Source organism: Mesorhizobium sp. M1423 (genome assembly GCF_040317575.1).
In the GTDB taxonomy this organism is placed as follows: Bacteria; Pseudomonadota; Alphaproteobacteria; order Rhizobiales; family Rhizobiaceae; genus Mesorhizobium.
Genome location: NZ_JAMYKU010000001.1, coordinates 143,784 through 164,977, shown reverse-complemented (window position 1 = coordinate 164,977; position 21,194 = coordinate 143,784). Strand labels below are relative to the sequence as shown.

Here is a 21,194-nt window from a genome sequence, read left to right as displayed (position 1 = left end):
CCTAAGCGATGTCGTCGCGGATGCAGGCCTTCAGATGACCCTCGGCTGTCGCCCTCAGCGGCGGCATAGCCCCGGCGCAAGCCTCCAGCGCAAACGGGCAACGGGTCCGGAAAACACAGCCCGACGGCGGGTTTGCCGGGCTGGGAATATCGCCCTTGAGCACCTGCCGGTCTTGCCTGGCCAACGGATCGAGCGACGGAATGGCCGACAGCAGCGCACGCGTATAGGGATGCTGCGGCCGGGCATAGAGCGCGGCCGCCGGCGCAACCTCCATGATGCGCCCGAGATAGAGCACGATGACCGTGTCGCAGATGTACTCGACCACGGCCAGATCGTGCGAAATGAACAGCATGGTCAGCCCAAGCCGGAGCTGCAGATCGCGCAACAAATTGATGATTTGGGCCTGGATCGAGACGTCGAGCGCCGAGACCGGCTCGTCGGCGACAATGAATTCCGGCTCGAGCGTCAGCGCCCGGGCGATGCCGATGCGCTGGCGCTGGCCGCCCGAGAATTCATGGGCGTAGCGATCATAGGCGTCGACCGGCAACTCGACCGCGGCAAGTGCCTTCTCGGCCTTCGCCCGCCGCTCGGATTTCCTGCCAATGCCTTGAATGTCCAAGCCTTCGGTGAGGATCTGCCCGATGGTCATGCGCGGCGACAGGCTGGCGAAGGGATCCTGGAAAATATACTGCATCTTGCGGCGCTGGCGGCGCAACTGGGCGGCACCCAGCCTGGTGATGTCGGTGCCGCCATAGCTGATCTGGCCGGATGTCGGCTCGATCAGACGCAGCACCGAGCGGCCGATCGTGGTCTTGCCGGAGCCGGATTCGCCGACCAGCCCGACCACCTGACCACGCCTGACCTCGAACGAAATATCCTCCAGTGCCCTGACGATGGGGCCGCGCGAAAACGCGGTCGGCGCAAAATGCTTGGTCAGGTTTTTGACCGATAGGAACGGGGCGCCCTCCATCAGAGCTCCTCCCAGCGCAGGCAGCGGCTTTGCTGGGTCGGCGTCGCCGCAAATAGTGGCGGGACCGCGGCGCGGCAGGCAGTGATAGCCATCGGGCAGCGCGGCGCGAAGGAACAGCCCTTGGGCAGCAAGGCGAGCGACGGAACATTTCCGGCAATGGTCGGCAGCGGCGTCCCCGCCATCTTTAGCGCCATGGCCTCGCCGAGCCGCGGCACCGAGCGCATCAACCCTGCCGTATAGGGATGACGCGGACGGGTGAACACTTCGCTCACTGGACCTGTTTCGACGATACGCCCGGCATACATCACCGCTACCCGGTCGGCGATTTCGGCTACGACGCCGAGATTGTGAGTGACGAACAGGATGCCCATGCCGCGCTGCGCCTGCAGCTCGGCCAAAAGATCGAGAATCTGGGCCTGGATTGTGACGTCCAGCGCGGTTGTCGGCTCATCGGCGATCAGCAAGCCTGGATCGCAGGACAGGGCCATGGCGATAGTGGCGCGCTGGCGCATCCCGCCCGACAGCTCGTGCGGATACTGTCGCGCCCGCCGCTTCGGATCGGGAATGCCGACCTGCTCCAGCAGCCGCACCGCGTCTGCTTCTGCCTCGCGATGCGATTTGCCGAGATGGATGCGGATCGGCTCGGCAATCTGCTCGCCGATCGTGTAGACCGGGTTGAGGCTGGTCATCGGCTCCTGGAACACCATGCCGATCTCGTTGCCGCGTATCTTGCGCAGCGACTCGGCATCGAGGCTGGTCAGCTCGGTGACCGTGCCGTTCTTGCGCCGCAGCGCGATCGAACCCTCGGCGATATGCCCGACCCTTTTCGGCAACAGGCCGATGATCGACAGGCTGGTGACGGATTTGCCGGACCCGGATTCGCCGACGAGCGCCACCGTCTCGCCGGAGCCGATCGTCAGGTCGACATCCGTTACCGCCGCGATGTCGCGCCCCGCAATGCGGAACACCGCGCGCAGGCCGGAAATCGAGAGGATCGGCGCGACACTCAGCGGAGCAGCCCCACGTCGCGAAGGATCATGTCGATCTTCGCGGTTTCCTCCTCGTTCAGGCTGCGCTGCGGCCGCGCCATGGTGTTCGAGGCGATGATGCCGAGGCTCTTCATCGCTGCCTTGAAGGCGCCGACGCCGGCCGAGCCGGCGCTTGTCCTGCCGAGCGAGATCCAGACGATCTCGAACAGCTTTAACAGCCGCTCCTGCTCTAGCCGGGCTTCGGCATGCTGGCCGGCCTGCATCAGCTTCCACAGCCTGACATAGCCATGCGGGTCGACATTGGCGAGGCCCGGCACGACGCCATGCGCACCCATGGCCAGCACGCTGTCGACCAGGATCTCGGAGCCGGTCATGCCGAAGAACCCCGGGTCATCGGCCATATCCTTGAGCACGTAACGCAGATTGCCGTCATCGCCGCTGGAATCCTTGATGCCCGCGATGGCGCCTTCCCTGGCGAGGCCGACCGTGGTCTTGCGCTCCAGCTTGATGTGAACGCAGACCGGGATGTCGTAGGCGATGACGGGAATGTCGATCGCATCCTTGATATAGCGGAAGTGGTCGCCGATCTCCGGCTGGCTGGTGCGGGTATAAAACGGCGCGGTGACGACGATGGCGTCGACGCCGGCCGATCTGGCGATGCGGGCGTGATTGATCACACGATCGGTCGTCGGGTCGATGACCCCGGCGAAGATCGGAACCCGGCCGTTATTGACCCTGACCGCGTGCTCGAGGATGGCCCTGCGGCCCGCCTCGTCGTGGAAGACCACCTCGCTGGTCGAGCCGAGCACGAACAGCCCGTGGACACCGCCGTCGAGCAGGTTCTCGATGGTGCGGGTGAACGAGGGAAAGTCGATGCTGAAATCGGCATTGAGCGGGGTGACGACAGGTGGCACGACGCCGGTAAACAGGGGCATTTTGATGAACCTTTGAGGTCAGTTGAGATCGGAGCGAGGATCGAATGCATCGCGCAAGCCGTCGCCGATGAAATTGATGGCGAGCACGGTGAGCACCAGTGCGGCGCCCGGGAACATCCATTGCCAGGGGTAATTTTCCAGCACGACGGTGGAGCGGGCGAGATTGAGCATGTTGCCCCAGCTGGCTTCTGGCGGTGCGATGCCCAGGCCGAGAAAGGACAGGCCAGCCTCAAGCAGGATGGCGTTGGCGATCTGCAAGGTGGCGTAGACGACCAGGATATCGATGCAATTGGGCAGGCCATGCCGGAACAGCAGATGCGGCAGCCCCGCGCCCATGCCCCGGGCCGCAACGACGAAATCGCGCTCGCGCAGTTCGAGCAGCCGGGCGCGCACCATGCGCGACAGCACTGGCCAGGAGAGCAGCGAGATCACCAGGATGGTCGGGGCGATGCCGGTGCCGGCAATCGAAGCCAGCACCAGCAGGAAGATCACCGGCGGCAGCGTCATCGCCAGATCGACCAGGCGCATCACCGTTCCGTCGACGAGACGCCCGCCAAAGCTGGCGACGGCGCCGATCAGGAAGCCGATGACGGTCGAGATGGCAACCGAACAGATGGCAACCAGCAGTGAGATCCGCCCGCCTTGCAGCAACCGTGCCATGACATCACGCCCAACGCCATCGCTGCCCAGCCAATGAATGGCGGACGGCGCCTTGTTCATCGCCCTGAGGTCGATGGCGTTCGGGCCGAACGGCCACCACAGAGGATAGGTCGAAACCGCCAACAGGATCGGGATGACGATCAAAAGCCCGGCGCGTGCCGCTCGGTTTTCAAAAAAGCGGTCGAACGCGCGGCGAAGCGGGCCTTTGGCTTGCGGCACGGCTGTCGGGTCAACTGTAGGATCTGGCGCGGTGATTGCCATCATGCCACCTGAATGCGCGGGTCGACGACGGCATAGACGACGTCGGTCAAGAGGTTGACCAGGATGACGCAAACGCCGATCACCAGGGTAGCGCCCATGATCACCGGGTAATCGCGGGTGCCGACGGCGCTGACCAGAAGCAGTCCCATGCCCGGCCAGTTGAACACGCTTTCCAGGAAGATGGCGCCGCCGACGGCGATGCCGACGGTCGAGCCGATCAGGGTAATGACCGGCAAGAGCGCATTGCGGGTGGCGTGCTTGATGATCACCCAGAACTCGCGCACGCCCTTGGCGCGCGCCGTCCGCACGTAGTCCTGGTTGAGCACTTCCAGCAGCGAAGCGCGCATGTAGCGCATGATCAGCGCGGCATGGCCGATCGATAGCAGGCAAGCGGGCAGGATGAGGTGCGCTAGCACATCCGTCATCGAGAACGGCGCGCCGGCCGTCTGCATGCCGCCGGACGGCGCCCAGCGCAGCAGCACTGAGAAGAAATAGAGACCGAGCAGCGCCGTCAGGAAAGCCGGGCTGGAGATACCGATAAACGACAGCACCGACAGCGCGATGTCGGACGGTTCGTTACGGCGCACCGCGCTGAAAATGCCGGCGGAAATGCCGAGCACGATGGCGATCGCCAGGCCCGTGCCCATCAGCAGCGCCGTCGGGCCGATGCGTTCCATGACCAGTGGCAGCACGGCAACGCCGCTGCGCTGGATCGAATAGCCGAAGTCACCGCTCAGCGCCGCGCGCAGCCAGGCGAGATATTGCACGGGAAGCGGCCGATCGAGCCCGAGCCGTTCGCGCAGGCCCTCGAGGTCGGAAGCCGACATGGGGACCGACGGGTTGATATAGGCGTCGATCGGATCGCCCGGCGCCAGCCGCAGCAGGATGAAGATGAGGACGCTGAGCGCGACCAGCATCAGCAGTCCTGTGGCGCTGCGGCGGGCGATGAAGCTCAACATGGGCTTTCCGTGGCCGTGGCAGGCGGCGCCAAAGTGGTTCCGCCTGCTCGCTTGGTTGCGGAGTTCTTACTGGATGTCCCAGCGCTCGGGGTGAGCTGCATAAGGACCGCCGCCCGGCGCCGGCGTCCAGACGAAGTCACGCAGCTTGTTGGAGGCCACGCCATAGCGGTTGGCCACCCACAACGTCGCCCAGGGTAGCTCCTTGTTCATGACCTTGCAGACCTCCTGCCAGGATTGATCGAGCTTGGCCGGATCGGTTTGGCCGAGCGCGGCGTCCAACGCGGTGCTCAGGTCGTCGAACTCGATGCGCATGGTGTTGAAGCCTGCCGGCGGAATCTGCGACTTGTTGAGGCCGGGATTGAGGCCGGCCGGGTTGGGGCCGTTCTGCAGGCCGGCATAAACCATCGGAAATGCATTCCAGTCCGGCGTGCCTTGCTTGTAGACGATGCCATTGTAGGTCGGCGTATCGACGACGCGCGGCACCACATTGATGCCGACCTCGGCCAGCATCGACTGGACAGCGGCCATCACATTGGCGGCTTGCGGCGAGCCGTAATAGGTCAGCAAGGTGATCGGCTTGTCGCCATTGATCTTGTCCCAGCCCGCCTCGGTCAGCAGCGCCTTGGCCTTTGCCGGATCGTAGGCATAGGGTTCGAGGTCTGCCGGAACGAGATGCGGCGCGACATAGCCGCAATTGGCTGGCTTGGCGGCACCGCCGTAGAGGCTGTCGATGATGGCGTTGCGATCGATCGCATACATAATCGCCTGGCGGACACGGATATCCCTAAACAGGTCGACCTTCTGGTTCAGGCCGATATAGTTGACCACGTACGAGGCACCTTCGATCACCTTGAAATTGCTGTCGCTCTTGAAGGATGCCGCATCGTCGGGCTCGACATAGGTGAACTGGATCTCGCCGGCGCGGAGCGCGGCGACGGCCGCCGCCGGCGACTCGAAATAGCGGTTGATGAGCACGTCTACCTTCGGCTTGCCGCTGCGATAGTCGTCATCGGCTGCCAGTTCGACATATTGGTCGGTCACGTAGCGCTTGAACTTGAACGGGCCGGTGCCCACCGGAGCGGTCGACCACCAGGTGCTTGTCGCCAGTGATTCCGGCGGCAGAGCGGCCAGGGCATGCTCCGGCAGGATCATTAGCTGCGAGAGGATGGATAGAAACGAGCCGTTCGGTTTCGATAGCTTCACCACTGCGGTGTGGTCATCCGGTGCATCGACCGAGGCGATGTTGGCGAGGCGGGCGGCAAACAGGCTGCCGGAGGCCTTGTTCTTGGCAAGCTCGAGGGTGAACTTGACGTCCTTCGAGGTGAACGGTTTGCCGTCATGCCAGGTCTCGTTGACCAGGTTGAACGTATAGCTCAGCTGGTCGTCGCTGATCTTGTAGTCCTTGGCGAGGTCGCCTTCGATCTCGGTCAGCCCGGCATTGAAGATGACCAGCGGTTCGAAATAGGTGCTGAGCCAGGTGTAGCCGCCGGTCGCGACCAGCGGGTTGAAGTTCTTGGGAAAACCGCCCGGGCCGACGTCGAAGCCGCCCGCAATGGTCTTGGCGCTTTGTGCCTGGACATTGGTCAATGGGGCAATGCTGGCGAGCAGCAGCCCGGCGACTGAGAATGCGATGGTCCTGATGCGCATGGTTTCCTCCCTTGGCATATTCAGGTTGTTCTTCAGCTTGCTCGGTTTTTGGCGATAACCTGCTGGATCCCCCGGTAATGGTCGTCGAGCCGCCGACGCGCCTGGTCGACATCCTTGGCGGCGACAGCCTCGACGATCTCGTGATGGTCGCGCCATGTCGCCAGCGGCGTCGGATTATCGAGATTGGTGAAATTCGAGGCCTTGTCGAACGCCGTCCAGAAGATGTCGATCAGTGCGCTCAGCATGTGATTGTTCTGGCAGCGGAACAGCAGCTGGTGGAATTGCTGGTCCTCTTCGGCGAAGCTCTCATGGCGCTCGGCACGTTGCCGCATGCGCTCGGTCAACTGGCGCAGCGCCTCGATATCCTCGGCACTGATCATCTCGATCGTCTTGGCGATGAGGCCGGTTTCCAGCACGCGGCGGATTTCGCGCAGCTCTTCGACATCGCGCAGCGAATCCTGCAAGCCGTATGCCAGGTTATCCAGCAGCGGCTTGAACGAGAACTCCTTGACGAAGACGCCGATGCCGCGCCGCGTCTCCAGGATGCCGATCGATTCCAGCGCCTTGATGGCTTCCCGCACGGAGTTGCGGCCGACGCCGAGCCGCTGCGCCAGGAACGTTTCCGGCGGCAAGGGATCGCCTGCCTTGAGCTGGTTGCTTTCGATATAGGCCCTGAGGCTTTCCTGCACGGTGACGTGAAGAAGCGGCGGTCTGCTCAACGGTTCGATCGACTTCAGTTCCGCCATCCCACTGCTTTCATCATCCGCCGGATTAGCCTGCCCGCTTGTCGTATAGCTACTTGTAGGATATCCTGCAAGCCCATAACAAACCTGCTGCCTTCGAATGAAGATTACCCTCGCCGGCTCGAGCCACTGGCACGCCGAAATGCACCTCGACGCCGCACGCTTTTACGGTGCGGAGATCGCCGGCATCTGGGACGAGGATCCTGGCCAAGCGCATGGGTTCGCCGCGCACCACGATCTGCCGTTTATCAAAGATTTCACGGAGATACTCTCCAGCCCGCCGGATGCGATCCTGTTGATGGGGCACCCTTCGATGGTGCCGGCGCGGGCACGCGCGATCATCGCGGCAGGGATACCGCTGATCCTGGAGAAGCCGGCGGCCAGCCATACGAGGGAACTGATGGCGCTGCGCGAGCTTGCCAGGCAGCACCAGGCTTTTGTCGCTGTTCCCCTGCCCAACCGTTTCGGGCCGGCCGTTGCCGGCTTTGAACGGCTGCGCCGGCAAGGTCGCGCCGGGCCGGTGGCGCATTGCCAGTTCCGGCTGGTCAACGGCCCGCCGCAACGCTACATCGCCGACGGTGTCGCCTGGGTCGTCGATCCGGCGGTTGGCGGCGGGGGTGCGTTGAGGAATCTTGGCATACACGGCGTCGACGCGGCACTCAGCCTCGCAACCGGCAAGCTCGGCCTGAAAAGCGTTTCGATCGCGAACCGCATTCATCCCGGCCCGGTCGAGGACCATGCGCTGCTGGTGCTGGAAGACGAGGCCGGCGCGGTGTTCATCGTCGAGGCCGGCTACACCTTTGCTTCGATGCGCCCCGGCGGTGACTTCGAGTGGCGCATCGTCAGTGCCAATGCGACCTTGGTCGATCATGGCGACCGTGCCATCTGCGCCACGCTCGACGATGCTATCATCCTCGATCTGCCGGTTGAACTGCCGGCAATGCGCTATCGTCTTTTCATGCGCGATACGCTTGACCGGCTCGCGAGAAACGCGCCTCCGTCGGCGTCCATCGAGGACTATGTTACGGCGATGTTGCTGATCGACGCCGCTTATGAAAAGGCAGGATCATGATTGGAATAGGAATTATCGGCGCCGGCGATTTCGGCGCAGCCCATGCGCGGGCAATCCGTGAGGTTGGAGGGATTCGTCTCGTCGCCGCCTCTCGTGGAAATGCCGATGCGCTGCAGCGCTTCACCGCCGAATATGGCGGCCGCGGCTACACTGATTGGCGCAAGCTGCTGGACGACAAGGAGGTCGACGCGGTCCTCATTGCCACCCCGCACCATCTCCATGCCGAAATGGCCATCGGCGCAGCAAACGCCGGCAAGCACATCCTGCTCGAAAAGCCGATGGCGCCGACGGCGGCTGCCTGCGACGCGATCAACGCCGCCGTAACCGATAGCGGCGTCAAGCTGATGGTCGCCCATCTCATGCATTTCGCCCTGCCCTGCATGGCAGCCAGGCAGAAGCTGGAGCAAGGAGAGCTCGGCCGGCCGCTCATCGGATCGAGCTGGATCATCAAGCTATGGATGGAGCACAATCGCCGCGACTGGCATCTGCGCAAGTCGACCGGCGGCGGCATGCTGTTGACGGCCGGCATCCACGCGCTCGACCGCCTGGTCTGGCTGATGGATGACGATGTCGTGTCGGTGAGCGGCATGCTCGGCGCCAAGTTCCATGACCAGGAAGCAGACGACAGCGCCTTGCTTGGGCTGCGCTTCGCCGGCGGCGGCATCGGCCAGGTGCAGAGCATCGGCTATCGCACCGGCGCTACCACCTACGCCATGGATCTGGTCTGCGAGCAGGGAACGCTGCGCATCGACATGGATCGCGGCACGATGCTTGGACGCGATACGGTCTGGACCGAGTTGCCCGGTTCATTCGAACCGAACTGGATGCACAACGCGCTGGTGCGCGAATGGAGCGCGATGCGCGATGCCATTGCCGACGACACGCCGGTGCCGGTCGACGGTCTCTATGCACGCAAGATCATCGGCATTATCGAGGCTGCCTTCGCGTCGAACGAAACCCGCCACGAACACGAGATCGCCGGTGCACGCTGACCTCGACGACCATCTGGCCCGCTTGCCCGCACACGCACCGCGCGGCGTCTGGGGCGCGGTGATGCTGGCCATCGACGATCGCGGAGCGATCGACTGGCAGGCGACGGAAGAGACGATCGCGCGGCTTTGCGCGTCAGGCGTCGACGGCGTCTATTCCAATGGCACGGCCTGCGAATTCCATTGCCAGACCGAGCCCGAATTCGACCGGCTTTGTGGGCTGGTCGCCGCAACAGCCGGCGGCGCGCGCCTTCCTTTCCAGATCGGCATCAGCCAGTCCAATCCGCGCGTCGCACTGGAGCGGCTGACGCGGGTCTCGGCGTTTGGCCCGGCGGCGGTGCAATTCACACTGCCCGACTGGTGGCCGCCCAGCGACGACGAGGTCATGCGTTTTGTCGGCCGCCTCTGCGAGGCCGCGCCCGAAACGCCGCTGGTGCTCTACAACCCGCCGCACGCCAAGCGTCGCCTGACACTCGAAGGCATCGCCCGGCTGCGCGCGGCCGTGCCGTCGCTGGTCGGCGCCAAACTGCCGGGCGGTGACGCCGACTGGTATGCCGATATGCGCCACAAACTGGACGGATTCTCCGTCTTCGTCCCCGGCCACACGCTGGCGACAGGCTATGCTGGGGGAGCCCATGGCAGCTATTCCAACGTTGCCTGCCTCAACCCGAAGGGTGCGGTACAGTGGTGGCAGATGATCCGCACCGACATGGCCGCCGCTGCCGAGGTCGAGGCCCGCATACAGGCCTTCCTCGCCGCACATGTCCTACCGTTTCGCACCCGTTACAATGTCAGCGATGCAGCGCTCGACAAGGCGATGGCGGCGGCCGGCGGCTGGGCGCCACTCGGCCCGCGACTGCTCTGGCCCTACAGCTCCGTTCCCGATCAGGAAATACCGACGCTGGCCAGGGCCGCCTGCGCGGCTTTCCCGGAATGGTGGTAGACCCGTCAGCAAGGCGCGGGACGACGGCGGCTCTTCAGCAGCCGGCTCTCGCGCCCTGTGTCGCACGGGACGCAAACGCCCCCGGCTGAGGGATATCGGCCTCGCGCCGCGCCAGCGAGTTGCGCAGCAGTGCGATCGCCTCGCGGCCGGCAGTCGCAATCTCGCGCGGCCTGTCGACGCCGACGATCATGAACTCCTTGATCCCCAAAGCGGCGTAGGAAAGCAGCGACAGCGCGACCTGCGCCGGCGGCCCGGCAAGTTCGAGCGCCTTCTGGCAGGAAGCGGCCGGCTTGTCTTCCGAACGGATTCGGACGGGAAGCGCGAAACGCAGCTTGCCGGCCCGACCGTGTTCGGCGGCAGCGCCGCGTACGCGCTCCATTGACTGTCGGATTTCTGCAAGCGAGCCGGGCGCCAGCTCGAACACATCCGCATGCCTGCCCGCGACCCTGAGCGCCGTGCCCGACTGTCCGCCCATGCGGATGGTCACGTCGGCACCATGCGGCCCCTTGCGCGGCACATAGCCGCCGTTGACGCTGTAAAAGGCGCCTTCATGGTCGAACGGCCTGTCGTTCGACCACAACCGCTTCAGCAGCACCAGATATTCGTCGATGCGTTGCCAGACCACCGTATGGCCGGCCGGACGTGCCTCGGCATCGTCGTCGCTCAGCGGCTCGCTGAGCATCCTGAGCGACAGCCGGCCACGGCTCCTCGCGTCGAGGGCAGCGAGCTGCCGCGCCGCCACGGTTGGTTCGATCACGCCTGCCCAATGGGTGAGCACGACCTCGAGGGAGGAGGTCCGGTCCAGCGTCTGGGCGGCAAGGTCCATATTGGTCAGCAGCCCGGCCTGGTCGTCGATGACGATCTTCTGGAATCCGGCATCCTCGATCAGCGACAGCTTCGTCGCGGTCTCGACAAAGTCGTAGAAAAAGCTGGCGTCGGCAGCGTGGATCTTACCGGGAACATGCGTGAACTCGATCGGCATTGCCATCTCCTCCATCACGTTGAATCAGGGCGCGCAAAAGCGCACCGGCATTCGGTTCATTCAACTCCGGAATTTCTGCAAACGGCAGGCCGCTATCCCGAGCAAGCCTCGACGATCAGAGCCTTACTAATCAGGGGATCAGCCCCAGTACCACTGCCCCGGTGAATACGAACGCAAGGGCAAAGACGAGGTAGGCGAAAGCGCCGGCATAGGCCGGCCGCCACACCTGGTCGGAACCCAGCCTTTGGCCTTTGCGGGCAGTCTGAGCGTTCTGGCTATAGGACATATCGACCTCCGTCTCGGCGCTTAATCTATAAAATCAGTAGACTTTGTCGAGTGCTATTTTCGCGCGATCTTTAGAACAATTTTCCCCAAACCGCAGACAATTGGTGTTTTTGCTGCTTAGCGCTGGCTTTTGGGCGTGCCGGGGAAGACGGCAGAAAACGTCAAGTCCATGTGTGTGTGGCTCCTTGGCCATCCAATGGATACGGGATAGCATCGCTGCTTGAGCGGAAGCCGCGACGTCACGGCAAGGCAGCAGGGAGCAAAACATGGGCACAAGACTGGCCGGCAAGGTCGCCATCATTTCGGGCGGCGCGACGGGAATGGGCGGTGCGGCCTCGGAGCTTTTCGCGGCCGAGGGCGCCAAGGTGGCGATCGTCGACCGCAACGGCGAAGCGGCGGCTGCCACCGCAGCGGCAATCAGGCAACGCGGCCATATCGCCGAGCACTGGGTCGCCGACGTATCGGACGAGCGGCAGGTCGAAGCGGCGGTGAAGGGCGTGATGGAAAAATTCGGCCCGGTTACGGTTCTGTTCAACCATGCCGGCACCATCGTCATCAAACCCTTCCTGGAGACCACGCTGCAGGAATGGGACTGGCTGCATGCCGTCAATGTGCGTTCGATGTTCCTGATGACGCGCGCCGTGCTGCCCGGCATGATCGCCGCCGGCGGCGGTTCCATCGTCTGCACCTCGTCGATCTCGGCGGTGGCGGCGACGCCGATGGAGGTGCTTTACGACACCACCAAGGGTGCCTGCCACATGTTCGCGCGTGCCATTGCCGTCGAATTCCGCGACCGCAACGTCCGCTGCAATGCGGTCTGCCCCGGCTTCATCAGGACACCGCATGGCCTGCGCGAGGTCGCCGATCTCGACAAACTTGGCGTCGATGTCTCAGACGCGGCAATGGCCGCGCAGCAAGGCCGGATCGGCGAGCCGGAAGAGGTGGCGAGGGCAGCCCTGTTCCTGGCCAGCGACGAGGCCAGCTTCGTCAACGGCGCCCATCTGTTCGTGGATAACGGCTTTACCGCGATGTGAAGGACGGCGCGCCGCTACCGCTCTTCGCGCCGGAACGGCTTGAGCAGTGCCGAAGGAGCCACCGCATTGCGCGACATCACCGCCATGGCGACGATGGTGAAGATGAAGGGCAGCATCAGGAACGCCTCATAAGGAATGTGGCCGAGCCCACTTGCCTGCATGCGCAATTGCAGCGCGTCGACGAAGGCGAACAGCAGTGCGCCGCCTGCCGAGCGCCATGGATCCCAGCGGCCGAAGACGACGAGCGCGATCGCCACCCAGCCACGCCCGGAAACCACGCCGAAGGTGAAAGCGTTGAATTGCGCCATCGACAGGAAGGCGCCTGCAAGCCCCATCAAGGCGCCGCCGAGGATCACCGCCTGGGAGCGCGTCGCGATGACGCTGACGCCTGCCGAATCGGCGGCGCGCGGGTTTTCACCGACCATGCGAACCGACAGACCCCACGGCGTGCGGTAGAGCACGAAGGCGGCCAGGGGAATAGACAGCATCGCCATGTAGACCAGCGAAAACTGGTTGAACACCGCCGGCCCGAGCACCGGAATGCCGGATAGTATCGGGATCGGCAGCGTCTCGAACCCCTTGATGTTCGGCGGCACCGATTGCTGGCCGAAGATCAGCCGGTAGAGGAAATAGGCAAGACCTGAACTGAACAGCGTCACGCCGATGCCGCAGACATGCTGGCTGAGGCCGAGCGCCACCGTGAACAGCGCGTGCACGGCGCCCATCAGCGCCCCGGTCAGCACCGCCGCAAGCACGCCAAGCCAGAGGCTGCCGCTGAGGCTCGCCGCGGTGAAGCCGGTCATTGCCGACAAAAGCATGATGCCTTCGATGCCGAGATTAAGCACGCCGGCGCGCTCGGAGAACATTTCGCCCAGCGTCGCGAAGGCAAGCGGCGTGGCGATGCGAATGATGGCGGCCAGGAAGCCGACCTGGAAGATCTGCTGCAGCACCACGCTCATCTGGCGGCTCCGACGCGACGGATGCGATAGGCGGTGAACAGCAGCGCCACCAGCATGGCGAGCAGCGCGGTTCCCTGAATAACATCGCTGAGGAAGGCCGGAACGCCGGTCGCCCGCGACATCGCCTCGGCGCCGGTCATGACGGCGGCAAGGAAGATCGCCGCCAGCACGACGCCAAGCGGATTGAGCCTCGCCAGCATGGCGACGACGATGCCGGAATAGCCATAGCCCGGCGAGATGTCGCTCATCACCTGGAAATGCACGCCGCCGACCTCGCCGACGCCGGCAAGGCCGGCCAATGCGCCAGACAGCAGCGCCGTCGAAATTAGCACCCGCTCGACATTGATGCCGCCATAGCGCGCGGCTTCCGGGTTCTCGCCGGTGACCCTGATGCGGAAGCCGAGCGTCGTGCGCGCGACCACGAACCAGATGACCGGTGCTGCGACCAGCGCCGCGACGACGCCGAGATGCAGCCGCGTGCCTTCGATGAGTACGGGGAAATTCGCTGAATCCTCGATCGGCGGCGAGATCGGGTAGCCGCTGAAACTATCCTTCCATGGGCCCTCGATCAGCGCCATCAGCGCGTAAAAAATGACCGAATTGAGCAACAGCGAGCTGACCACGTCATCGACCCTGAATTTCACTCGCAGCGTGGCGGGGATCAGGGCGACGGCCGCGCCCGCGGCGGCGCCCGCCAGCGCCATCAGCAACATGGCGAGCGGCCCCGGCATCGGGATGGCGCCGACGGCACAGCTCGCCACCGCACCGGCCAGCAATTGCCCTTCGGCGCCGATGTTCCAGAATTTGGCGCGGAAGGCGACCGCCACGGCAAGGCCGGTGAAGATCATCGGCGCGGCACGCACCAGCGTTTCGGTGATGGCGTAGCTGTCGCCCAAAGACGCCGAAAACATCACGCCATAAGCCTCGACGACGCCGGCCTCGGCCAGTGCGATAAGGCCGCTGCACAGGATCAGCGTCGCGCCGACGGCGAGCAGCGGCAGCGCCAGATTGAACCACGCGGGCGTTGAGGTGCGGGTCTCGAGACGGAACATCAGGCTTTTCCCTCCGCCCCAGTCATCATTAACCCGAGTCTGGCGACGCTGGCATCGGTGCTGTCCAGCGTGCCGACGATGCGGCCCTCATACATTACGGCAATGCGGTCGCAGAGCATCAGCAACTCTTCCAGGTCCTCACCGATGATGATGATGCCGCAGCCCTTGGCACGCATGTCGAGGAATTTTTCGTGGATGAAGCGCGCGGCGCCGATATCGAGGCCGCGTGTCGGCTGCGAAACGATCAGCACCTTTGGGTCGAAGGCGAGTTCGCGCGCCAGAAGCGCCTTTTGCAGATTGCCGCCGGAAAGCGCCCCGGCGCGCGTCATCGGTCCGGGGCAGCGTATGTCATAGGCCTTGATCTGCGCCTCGGTGAAGGCGCGGATCGCATCCTGTCTGAGCAGGCCGTTGCGGCTGAACGCCACCGTGCCGATGCGCGGCAGCACCATCGAATCGGCAAGCGGCAGATTGGTGACCAGGCCGGTCGTCATGCGGTCTTCCGGGATGCGGCCGAGGCCGAGCGCCTGCACTGCGCTCGGCGAGAACCGCGAAACGGCTTTGCCGGCTATCGTCATGCGGCCGGCATCGGGCGCTCGCACGCCGGAGATGACCTCGGCAAGCGCCCGCTGGCCGTTGCCGGAGACGCCGGCAATGCCGAGGATCTCGCCGCCGCGTACCGACAGCGACACATCGCGCAGCGCCATGCCGGAATGATGCGATGTCGAGATACCATCGAGGGTCAGCACCGCCGGACCCGGTGTCGACGGTCCCCTGGCCGGAGGCACGATCTCGTGGCCGCACATCAGCCGCGCCATCTCCGAAGATGTCGTGCTGGCCGGCGTATCGACGCGGCCGGCAACGCGCCCGTGCCTGAGCACGACGCAGCGATGCGTCAGCGCCCGCACCTCGTTGAGCTTGTGCGAGATGAAGATGATGCCGAGCCCCTGTGCCGCCATCGAGCGCAGCGCCGAAAACAGTCCGTCGACCTCGGTTGGCGCCAGCACCGCCGTCGGCTCGTCGAGGATCAGCAGCCTTGCGCCGCGAAACAATGCCTTGACGATTTCGAGCCGCTGTTGCTCGCCGACCGACAGCGCCGAGACGGGAAGGTCCGGGTCGAGCGCCAGCCCATGCTGGCGGCCGATCTCGGCGAGCCGCGCCAGCCCCCCGGCGCGGTCGATCCGGCCCGATCTGCCGGGAATGCCGATCAAGAGGTTCTCCAGCACCGAAAGTCGCGGTGCGAGATGAAAATGCTGGTGCACCATGCCGATGCCGGCGGCCAGCGCATCGGCCGAGCTGTTGATCGCCACTGGCCGGTCCTGCACCAGGATCTCGCCGGCGTCGGGCGCATAGGCGCCGAACAGCACGTTCATCAGCGTCGTCTTGCCGGCGCCGTTTTCGCCGAGCAACCCGAGGATTTCACCCGGCGCGACGCTGAGATCGACGGCCTCGTTCGCCTTGACGGCGCCGAAGCTCTTGGTGATGCCGCGCATTTCGATGAGAGGGGCGGGCAAGGGCACTCCTGGTGAGAGATGGCGCGGATACCCTTCCCCCTTGCGGGGAGGTACCGAGCGAAGCGAGGCGGGAGGGGTCGCCTCAACCGCCTCGACTTTTGACTTAAGAGACGGAGCGCGTCGCGGAGGACCCCACCCGGCCCTGCGGGCCACCCTCCCCTCAAGGGGGAGGGGCGGGCGCACTCAGTCCGAGACCGGCGTATTCTCGTCCACGTCGACTCGGAAATTGCCGTCGAGGATCTCGGCCTTCTTCCTCTCGACCAATTCCTTGACCTCGGCCGGCAGCGTCTTGTCGAATTTATGGTACGGCGCGAGGTAGGAGCCGCCCTTGGCCATGCGCGAGAAATCGCCGTAATCCTGCGCGGTGAAGACCCCGGCCTTGACCAGCTTGATCGCCTGCTCGACGGTCGGATACATGTCCCAGACCGGCCCGGTGATCACCGTGTCGGGGCCGAGGCTCGACTGGTCCGACATGTTGGAGATGGCGAGGATCTTCTTCTCCGCCGCCGCTTCGATGACGCCGAAGCGCTCGGCATAGATGACGTCGACGCCAGCGTCGATCTGGGCAACAGCCGCTTCCTTTGCCTTTGGCGGATCGAAGAACGAGCCGATGAAGGCGACCTTCTTCTTGATGTTGGGATTGACCTCCCTGGCGCCGGCAAAGAAGGCGTTGACCAGCCGGTTCACTTCCGGAATGCCCATAGCCGCGACCGCGCCGATCGTGCCCGATTTCGACATCTTTCCGGCGATCATGCCGGACAGATAGGCCGGCTCGTGAATCCAGTTGTCGAAAACGCCGAAGTTCGGCTCGGCCGGCCCGGCGCCGGAGCCGAACAGGAAGGCGGTCTTCGGGAACTGCTTGGCGGTCCTGCGGGATTCGCGCTCGGCGGCGAAGGCATCGCCCAGCACCAGCTCATAGCCGCCTTGCGCATATTCGCGCATGACACGGCTGAAATCGGCGGTCTGCACCTTCTCCGACCATTTGTACTCGATGCCGAGTTCCTTCTCGGCCTTCTGCAGGGCGACGTGGATCTGGTTGTCCCACGGCTCCTCGATCGGCGTGGCGAAGATCGCCGCCACTTTCAGCTTCTTGGTCTTAGCAAAGGCGCTGCCCGGCAGCATCGCCGCCGCAAGGCCGAGCGCGCCCAGCTCCAGCACGTTGCGTCGCGAAAGCCCTTCGCGTTTCGATTGGATTCTGCTCTTCCCGTTGTCCATTGCATGCCCCTCTGATTGGCGCCGTGTCGAGCCGGCTCTCTTCTCTGGAATATCAGCGAAGGAACTATGGAACGGTGCCCGGCTTTTGTCCACATGGTCAAATTTGAAGGGCGGAACGACGTGGGAATTCGCGCAGCCGCACCTTCAGAACGGCCGGAGTTGCTCGCTCACAATCTCTCCAGCGCCACCGCTATGCCCTGGCCGACACCGATGCACATGGTCGCGAGGCCGTAGCGGCCGCCGCGTTCGCGCAGTTCCAATGCCGCCGTGCCGGTGATGCGCGCCCCGGACATGCCGAGCGGATGGCCGAGCGCGATGGCGCCGCCATTCGGGTTGACGTGCTCCGCATCCTCGGCAATGCCGAGTTGGCGCAGCACGGCGATGCCTTGCGAGGCGAAGGCCTCGTTGAGCTCGATGACATCGAATTGTTGCGGCTCCAGGCCGAGCCGGGCGCATAGCTTCTGCGTGGCCGGCACCGGACCAATGCCCATGATGCGCGGCGCCACGCCGGCGGTGGCACCGCCGAGGATGCGGGCGATCGGCGTCAACCCGTATCTTTTCACGGCGGTTTCCGAGGCGACGATCAGCGCCGCGGCACCATCGTTAACGCCCGACGCGTTGCCGGCCGTAACCGTGCCGCCTTGCCGGAACGGCGTCGGCAATTTGGCCAGCGCCTCGATCGTGGTACCCGAGCGCGGATGTTCGTCCTTCGAGACGACGATCGGGTCACCCTTGCGCTGCGCGATCGTCACCGGCGTGATTTCCTTTGCCAGCCGGCCATTGGCTTGTGCGGCGACCGCCTTGTCCTGGCTGCGCACGGCAAACGCATCCTGGTCGGCGCGAGAGACGGCGAACTCTTCCGCCACGTTCTCGCCCGTCTCCGGCATCGAATCGACGCCGTATTGCTTCTTCATCAGTGGATTGACGAAGCGCCAGCCGATCGTGGTATCGTGAACTTCGGCATTGCGCGAAAACGCGGTCTCGGCCTTCGGCAGCACGAACGGTGCGCGCGACATCGATTCGACGCCGCCGGATATCATCAGCTCCGCCTCGCCGGCCTTGATCGCGCGCGCTGCGATGATGACGGCATCCATGCCCGAACCGCAGAGGCGATTGACGGTCGAGCCGGAAATCTCCTTCGGCAGGCCGGCCAGCAGCAGTACCATGCGCGCCACGTTGCGATTGTCCTCACCGGCCTGATTGGCGCAGCCATAGACGACGTCGTCGATGGCAGCCCAGTCGATGCCGGGATTGCGCTCGACCAGCGCCCTCAGCGGGATTGCGCCGAGATCGTCGGCACGCACCGCCGACAACGAACCGCCGAAGCGGCCGATCGGCGTGCGGATATAGTCGCAGATATAGGCCTCGGCCATTATGCAGCTTCCCTTTGCGCTGACGATTTCTGCTCCCGGCCCAGCCATGTTGGCCGCATTCTCCTTGAGACGAAAGCACATCTTGCCGCCGGCCGTTAGGCCAAAGGGAATTTCAGCTCCCGCCCGCCGGGAGCTGCGGATCAGCCGATGCTTTCACCGCCGTCGATCACCAACGCCTGCCCGGTCATGAAGGACGAGCGGTCGGAAACGAGAAACAGGATCGCTTCGGCGATTTCCTGGGCGCTGGCCCAGCGCTGCATGGGGATCTTGGTGCGGACATAGTTTTCGATCGCCGCCCGCCCGCCCATCTGCGCGATAAACGGTTCGTTGAAGGGCGTGTCGACCCAGCCGGGGCACAACGCGTTGACGCGGACATTGTGCCTGGCATAGTCGAGCGACATCTGCCGGGTCATCGCCACCACGGCATGTTTTGAGGTTGCGTAGGCGATCATTTCGCGGTCGTAGAACACACCCGAATTCGAGGCGGTATTCAGGATCACCCCGCCGCCTTGCGCGATCATCGACGGCATGACCAGCCTGGCCGCGAGGAACTGCGCCCGCACATTGATCCGCCAGGAGGCATCCATGCCGTCGGCGCCGACTTCGGTCAGCGTGCCGCCGACCTGGATCCCGGCATGATTGTGCAGGATGTCGATCCGCCGATGCCGGAGGAGCGTTCCTGCGACGAGCTGCTCGACCGCCGCATCGTCGCCGACATCGGTGGCGACGGCTTCGGCCCGACCGCCGGCCGCACGAATGTCGGAAGCGGTTGCTTCCCCCGCCGCCTGGTCCCTGTCGGCGATCACCACGAGCGCGCCTTCCCTGGCCATTATCATGGCGCCGGCACGCCCGATCCCCGACCCGGCGCCCGTCACCACGGCGATGCGATCTTTCAGAATCATGTTTTTGTCTTTCAGTGGGATGGTTTTCGCTGGCGCAATTGCCATTGGGCGAGCACCACGAGCAGAACGGAGGCGACGAGCACGATCGTCGCGATGGCATTGATCTCCGGCGTGACCCCGCGCCGGATCGAGGCAAAGACATAGATCGGCAATGTCGTCTGCGCGCCGGCGACGAAAAAAGCGACGATGAAATCGTCGAAGGAGAATGTGAAGGCGAGCAGGAAGCCGGCAATCACCGCCGGCATGATCTGCGGCAACACGATGCTGCGGAACGTCGTCAGCGGGGTGGCGTAAAGATCGCTCGAAGCCTCGACCAGGTTGCGGTCGAGGCTGCCGAGGCGCGTGCCGACAATCATCGCCACCAGCGCCATCGAAAACAGCCCGTGCGCGGCGATGATCGAGCCATAGCCGAGCGCCAGGCGCGGTGGCTGATCGTTCGGCCACAGCGAAGCGACAAACGGGTTGACCACCCCGAATAGCTGGACCAGCGCGACCAGCGTCGAGATGCCGATGACGACGCCAGGAACGACGATCGCAGCACCCAAAAGCGCATCGAAGACGGCTCGCGTCCGCGCGCCGACACGCGCCAGGCCAAGCGCCGCCGCGGTGCCGCAGAGTGCCGCGAGCAAGGCGCTGGTCGTGGCGATTAACAGGCTGTTCTTCAGCGCTTCGACCAGGAACGGGTTCGCCAGTGCCTTGCCGTACCATTGCACCGAGAAGCCAGTGAACTCGCTGGCGTGGTGGCCGGCGTTGAACGAGAACAGCACCACCAGCGCGATCGGCAGGTAGAGAAAGGCAAAGACCGCAACGACGAAGGCACGCATCAGATCAGGTCCACCCGGCGGGCACCCGAAAGCCGTGTCGAAATGCGGTTCGCGGCAAGCAGCACGACCACGGAAACCGCTACAAGGGTTATGGCGATTGCCGATCCGAACGGCCAGTTGCGCGATTGCAGGAACAGATCGACCAGCGCGTTGCCGATGAAGAAGACCTTGCCGCCGCCGAGTAGCGTTGGGATCAGATATTCGCCGAGCAACAGGATCATGACCAGCGAGAAGCCGGTCATCACACCTGGCAGCGACAGCCGCAGCGTCACGCCGAGGAATGTCGAGATCGGCGTCGCGCCGAGATCGGCGGAGGCCTCCAGCAGCCGGCGATCGAGCCGCTCGAGGCTGACATAGATCGGCAGGATCATCAGCGGCAGATAACCATAGACGATGCCGAGCAGAACCGCTCCCGGCGTATTGATCAGCCGCACATCCTCCATCCCGACATTGGCCAGCAGAGCTGGGACGCCGCGCCCGCCAAGCACATACATCCAGGCATAAGTCCGCATCAGCAGGCTGGTCCAAAACGGGATGACGACAAGCGCAAGCAGGATCAGCCGCCACCGCTCCGGCGCGCGCAAGGCGAGGTAATAGGCGACCGGATAGGCAACGAGAAGACAGGCCAGTGCACCGGCCGGCGCCAGCACCATGGTGTTCCAGAAGGCGGTCGCTCGCGCCGGAAGATTGGCATACTGCGCCAAGGTGAAAGCGGCCTGATAGCCGCCTTCCGGCGCCCGCTCGCCGACGCTGAAAACGGCGATCGCCACGAACGGCAAAACTAAAAACACCAACAGCCATGCGGTCGCCGGACCGAGCAGCAGGGCGGTCAGGAGATTGTGACGAAGAACATTGCTGCGCATTGAAAAATCGCCCCGATGCCGGCGGA

Annotated in this window: 21 protein-coding genes; 4 read left to right on the top strand and 17 right to left on the bottom strand. The window is 64.4% G+C overall.

Translation table 11 applies throughout. The features are described from left to right. Window position 1: 1 nt before the first annotated feature. The 7 genes from NKG95_RS00875 to NKG95_RS00845 form a co-directional block, all read right to left on the bottom strand. Window positions 2–970 carry an ABC transporter ATP-binding protein gene (locus NKG95_RS00875; protein ID WP_353039689.1) on the bottom strand — a complete coding sequence of 323 codons (969 nt, stop codon included), beginning with the start codon at window positions 968–970 and terminating at the stop codon, window positions 2–4. Then, window positions 970–1,980, bottom strand: coding sequence for an ABC transporter ATP-binding protein (locus NKG95_RS00870; RefSeq protein WP_353039904.1), 1,011 nt, complete (start codon window positions 1,978–1,980; stop codon window positions 970–972). Before NKG95_RS00870 ends, NKG95_RS00875 begins: the two co-directional genes overlap by 1 nt. Further along, complete coding sequence (locus NKG95_RS00865; protein ID WP_352917778.1) at window positions 1,977–2,894, bottom strand: dihydrodipicolinate synthase family protein; 918 nt, start codon at window positions 2,892–2,894, stop codon at window positions 1,977–1,979. The genes NKG95_RS00870 and NKG95_RS00865 overlap by 4 nt, the downstream gene beginning before the upstream one ends. 18 nt (window positions 2,895–2,912) lie before the next feature. Continuing rightward, window positions 2,913–3,818 (bottom strand): ABC transporter permease, encoded by a 906-nt coding sequence (locus tag NKG95_RS00860; RefSeq protein WP_502913910.1) that lies wholly within the window; start codon window positions 3,816–3,818, stop codon window positions 2,913–2,915. Further along, window positions 3,815–4,774 (bottom strand): ABC transporter permease, encoded by a 960-nt coding sequence (locus tag NKG95_RS00855; RefSeq protein WP_353039685.1) that lies wholly within the window; start codon window positions 4,772–4,774, stop codon window positions 3,815–3,817. The genes NKG95_RS00860 and NKG95_RS00855 overlap by 4 nt, the downstream gene beginning before the upstream one ends. Before the next feature lie 66 nt (window positions 4,775–4,840). Continuing rightward, complete coding sequence (locus tag NKG95_RS00850) at window positions 4,841–6,421, bottom strand: ABC transporter substrate-binding protein (protein WP_352494093.1); 1,581 nt, start codon at window positions 6,419–6,421, stop codon at window positions 4,841–4,843. Between the two features lie 32 nt (window positions 6,422–6,453). After that, window positions 6,454–7,167: a FadR/GntR family transcriptional regulator gene (locus tag NKG95_RS00845; protein ID WP_031194640.1), complete on the bottom strand. Its 714-nt coding sequence runs from the start codon at window positions 7,165–7,167 to the stop codon at window positions 6,454–6,456. Window positions 7,168–7,264: 97 nt separating this feature from the next. Between NKG95_RS00845 and NKG95_RS00840 the strand changes: the two genes are divergently transcribed. The 3 genes from NKG95_RS00840 to NKG95_RS00830 are packed head-to-tail and all read left to right on the top strand — an operon-like array spanning window position 7,265 to window position 10,168. Further along, window positions 7,265–8,236: a Gfo/Idh/MocA family protein gene (locus NKG95_RS00840; protein WP_353039683.1), complete on the top strand. Its 972-nt coding sequence runs from the start codon at window positions 7,265–7,267 to the stop codon at window positions 8,234–8,236. Continuing rightward, window positions 8,233–9,228, top strand: coding sequence for a Gfo/Idh/MocA family protein (locus NKG95_RS00835; protein WP_352917781.1), 996 nt, complete (start codon window positions 8,233–8,235; stop codon window positions 9,226–9,228). The genes NKG95_RS00840 and NKG95_RS00835 overlap by 4 nt, the downstream gene beginning before the upstream one ends. Then, on the top strand, window positions 9,218–10,168 hold the full coding sequence (locus NKG95_RS00830) for a dihydrodipicolinate synthase family protein (protein WP_353039681.1): 951 nt from the start codon (window positions 9,218–9,220) through the stop codon (window positions 10,166–10,168). Before NKG95_RS00835 ends, NKG95_RS00830 begins: the two co-directional genes overlap by 11 nt. 34 nt (window positions 10,169–10,202) lie before the next feature. On the opposite strand, the gene NKG95_RS00825 is transcribed toward NKG95_RS00830, so the two are convergent. Together NKG95_RS00825 and NKG95_RS00820 are read right to left on the bottom strand one after the other, a co-directional pair. Further along, window positions 10,203–11,150, bottom strand: a complete 948-nt coding sequence (locus tag NKG95_RS00825; protein ID WP_352480997.1) for an LLM class flavin-dependent oxidoreductase — start codon at window positions 11,148–11,150, stop codon at window positions 10,203–10,205. 130 nt (window positions 11,151–11,280) lie between these two features. Then, window positions 11,281–11,436, bottom strand: coding sequence for a hypothetical protein (locus NKG95_RS00820; protein ID WP_023678176.1), 156 nt, complete (start codon window positions 11,434–11,436; stop codon window positions 11,281–11,283). A gap of 265 nt (window positions 11,437–11,701) precedes the next feature. Here NKG95_RS00820 and NKG95_RS00815 point away from each other — a divergent pair, with 265 nt between their 5' ends. Next, window positions 11,702–12,469, top strand: coding sequence for an SDR family NAD(P)-dependent oxidoreductase (locus NKG95_RS00815; protein WP_023721347.1), 768 nt, complete (start codon window positions 11,702–11,704; stop codon window positions 12,467–12,469). A gap of 14 nt (window positions 12,470–12,483) precedes the next feature. Here the strand turns inward: NKG95_RS00815 and NKG95_RS00810 are convergent, their stop codons facing one another. The 8 genes from NKG95_RS00810 to NKG95_RS00775 form a co-directional block, all read right to left on the bottom strand. After that, a complete protein-coding gene (locus tag NKG95_RS00810; protein WP_353039679.1) occupies window positions 12,484–13,428 on the bottom strand; it encodes an ABC transporter permease in 945 nt (314 codons plus the stop codon). Then, on the bottom strand, window positions 13,425–14,480 hold the full coding sequence (locus NKG95_RS00805) for an ABC transporter permease (RefSeq protein WP_352858636.1): 1,056 nt from the start codon (window positions 14,478–14,480) through the stop codon (window positions 13,425–13,427). The genes NKG95_RS00810 and NKG95_RS00805 overlap by 4 nt, the downstream gene beginning before the upstream one ends. Then, complete coding sequence (locus NKG95_RS00800; RefSeq protein ID WP_352908563.1) at window positions 14,480–15,991, bottom strand: ABC transporter ATP-binding protein; 1,512 nt, start codon at window positions 15,989–15,991, stop codon at window positions 14,480–14,482. The genes NKG95_RS00805 and NKG95_RS00800 overlap by 1 nt, the downstream gene beginning before the upstream one ends. 183 nt (window positions 15,992–16,174) lie before the next feature. Next, complete coding sequence (locus NKG95_RS00795) at window positions 16,175–17,206, bottom strand: BMP family protein (RefSeq protein ID WP_023721351.1); 1,032 nt, start codon at window positions 17,204–17,206, stop codon at window positions 16,175–16,177. Between the two features lie 167 nt (window positions 17,207–17,373). Then, entirely contained in the window at window positions 17,374–18,579 is a 1,206-nt protein-coding gene (gene pcaF, locus NKG95_RS00790) for a 3-oxoadipyl-CoA thiolase (protein ID WP_352494090.1), read from the bottom strand. Window positions 18,580–18,719: 140 nt separating this feature from the next. After that, window positions 18,720–19,481, bottom strand: a complete 762-nt coding sequence (locus NKG95_RS00785) for an SDR family NAD(P)-dependent oxidoreductase (protein WP_353039676.1) — start codon at window positions 19,479–19,481, stop codon at window positions 18,720–18,722. 11 nt (window positions 19,482–19,492) lie between these two features. Further along, window positions 19,493–20,305, bottom strand: coding sequence for an ABC transporter permease (locus tag NKG95_RS00780; RefSeq protein ID WP_353020074.1), 813 nt, complete (start codon window positions 20,303–20,305; stop codon window positions 19,493–19,495). Next, complete coding sequence (locus NKG95_RS00775; RefSeq protein WP_353039675.1) at window positions 20,305–21,168, bottom strand: ABC transporter permease; 864 nt, start codon at window positions 21,166–21,168, stop codon at window positions 20,305–20,307. The genes NKG95_RS00780 and NKG95_RS00775 overlap by 1 nt, the downstream gene beginning before the upstream one ends. Between the last annotated feature and the right edge of the window lie 26 nt (window positions 21,169–21,194).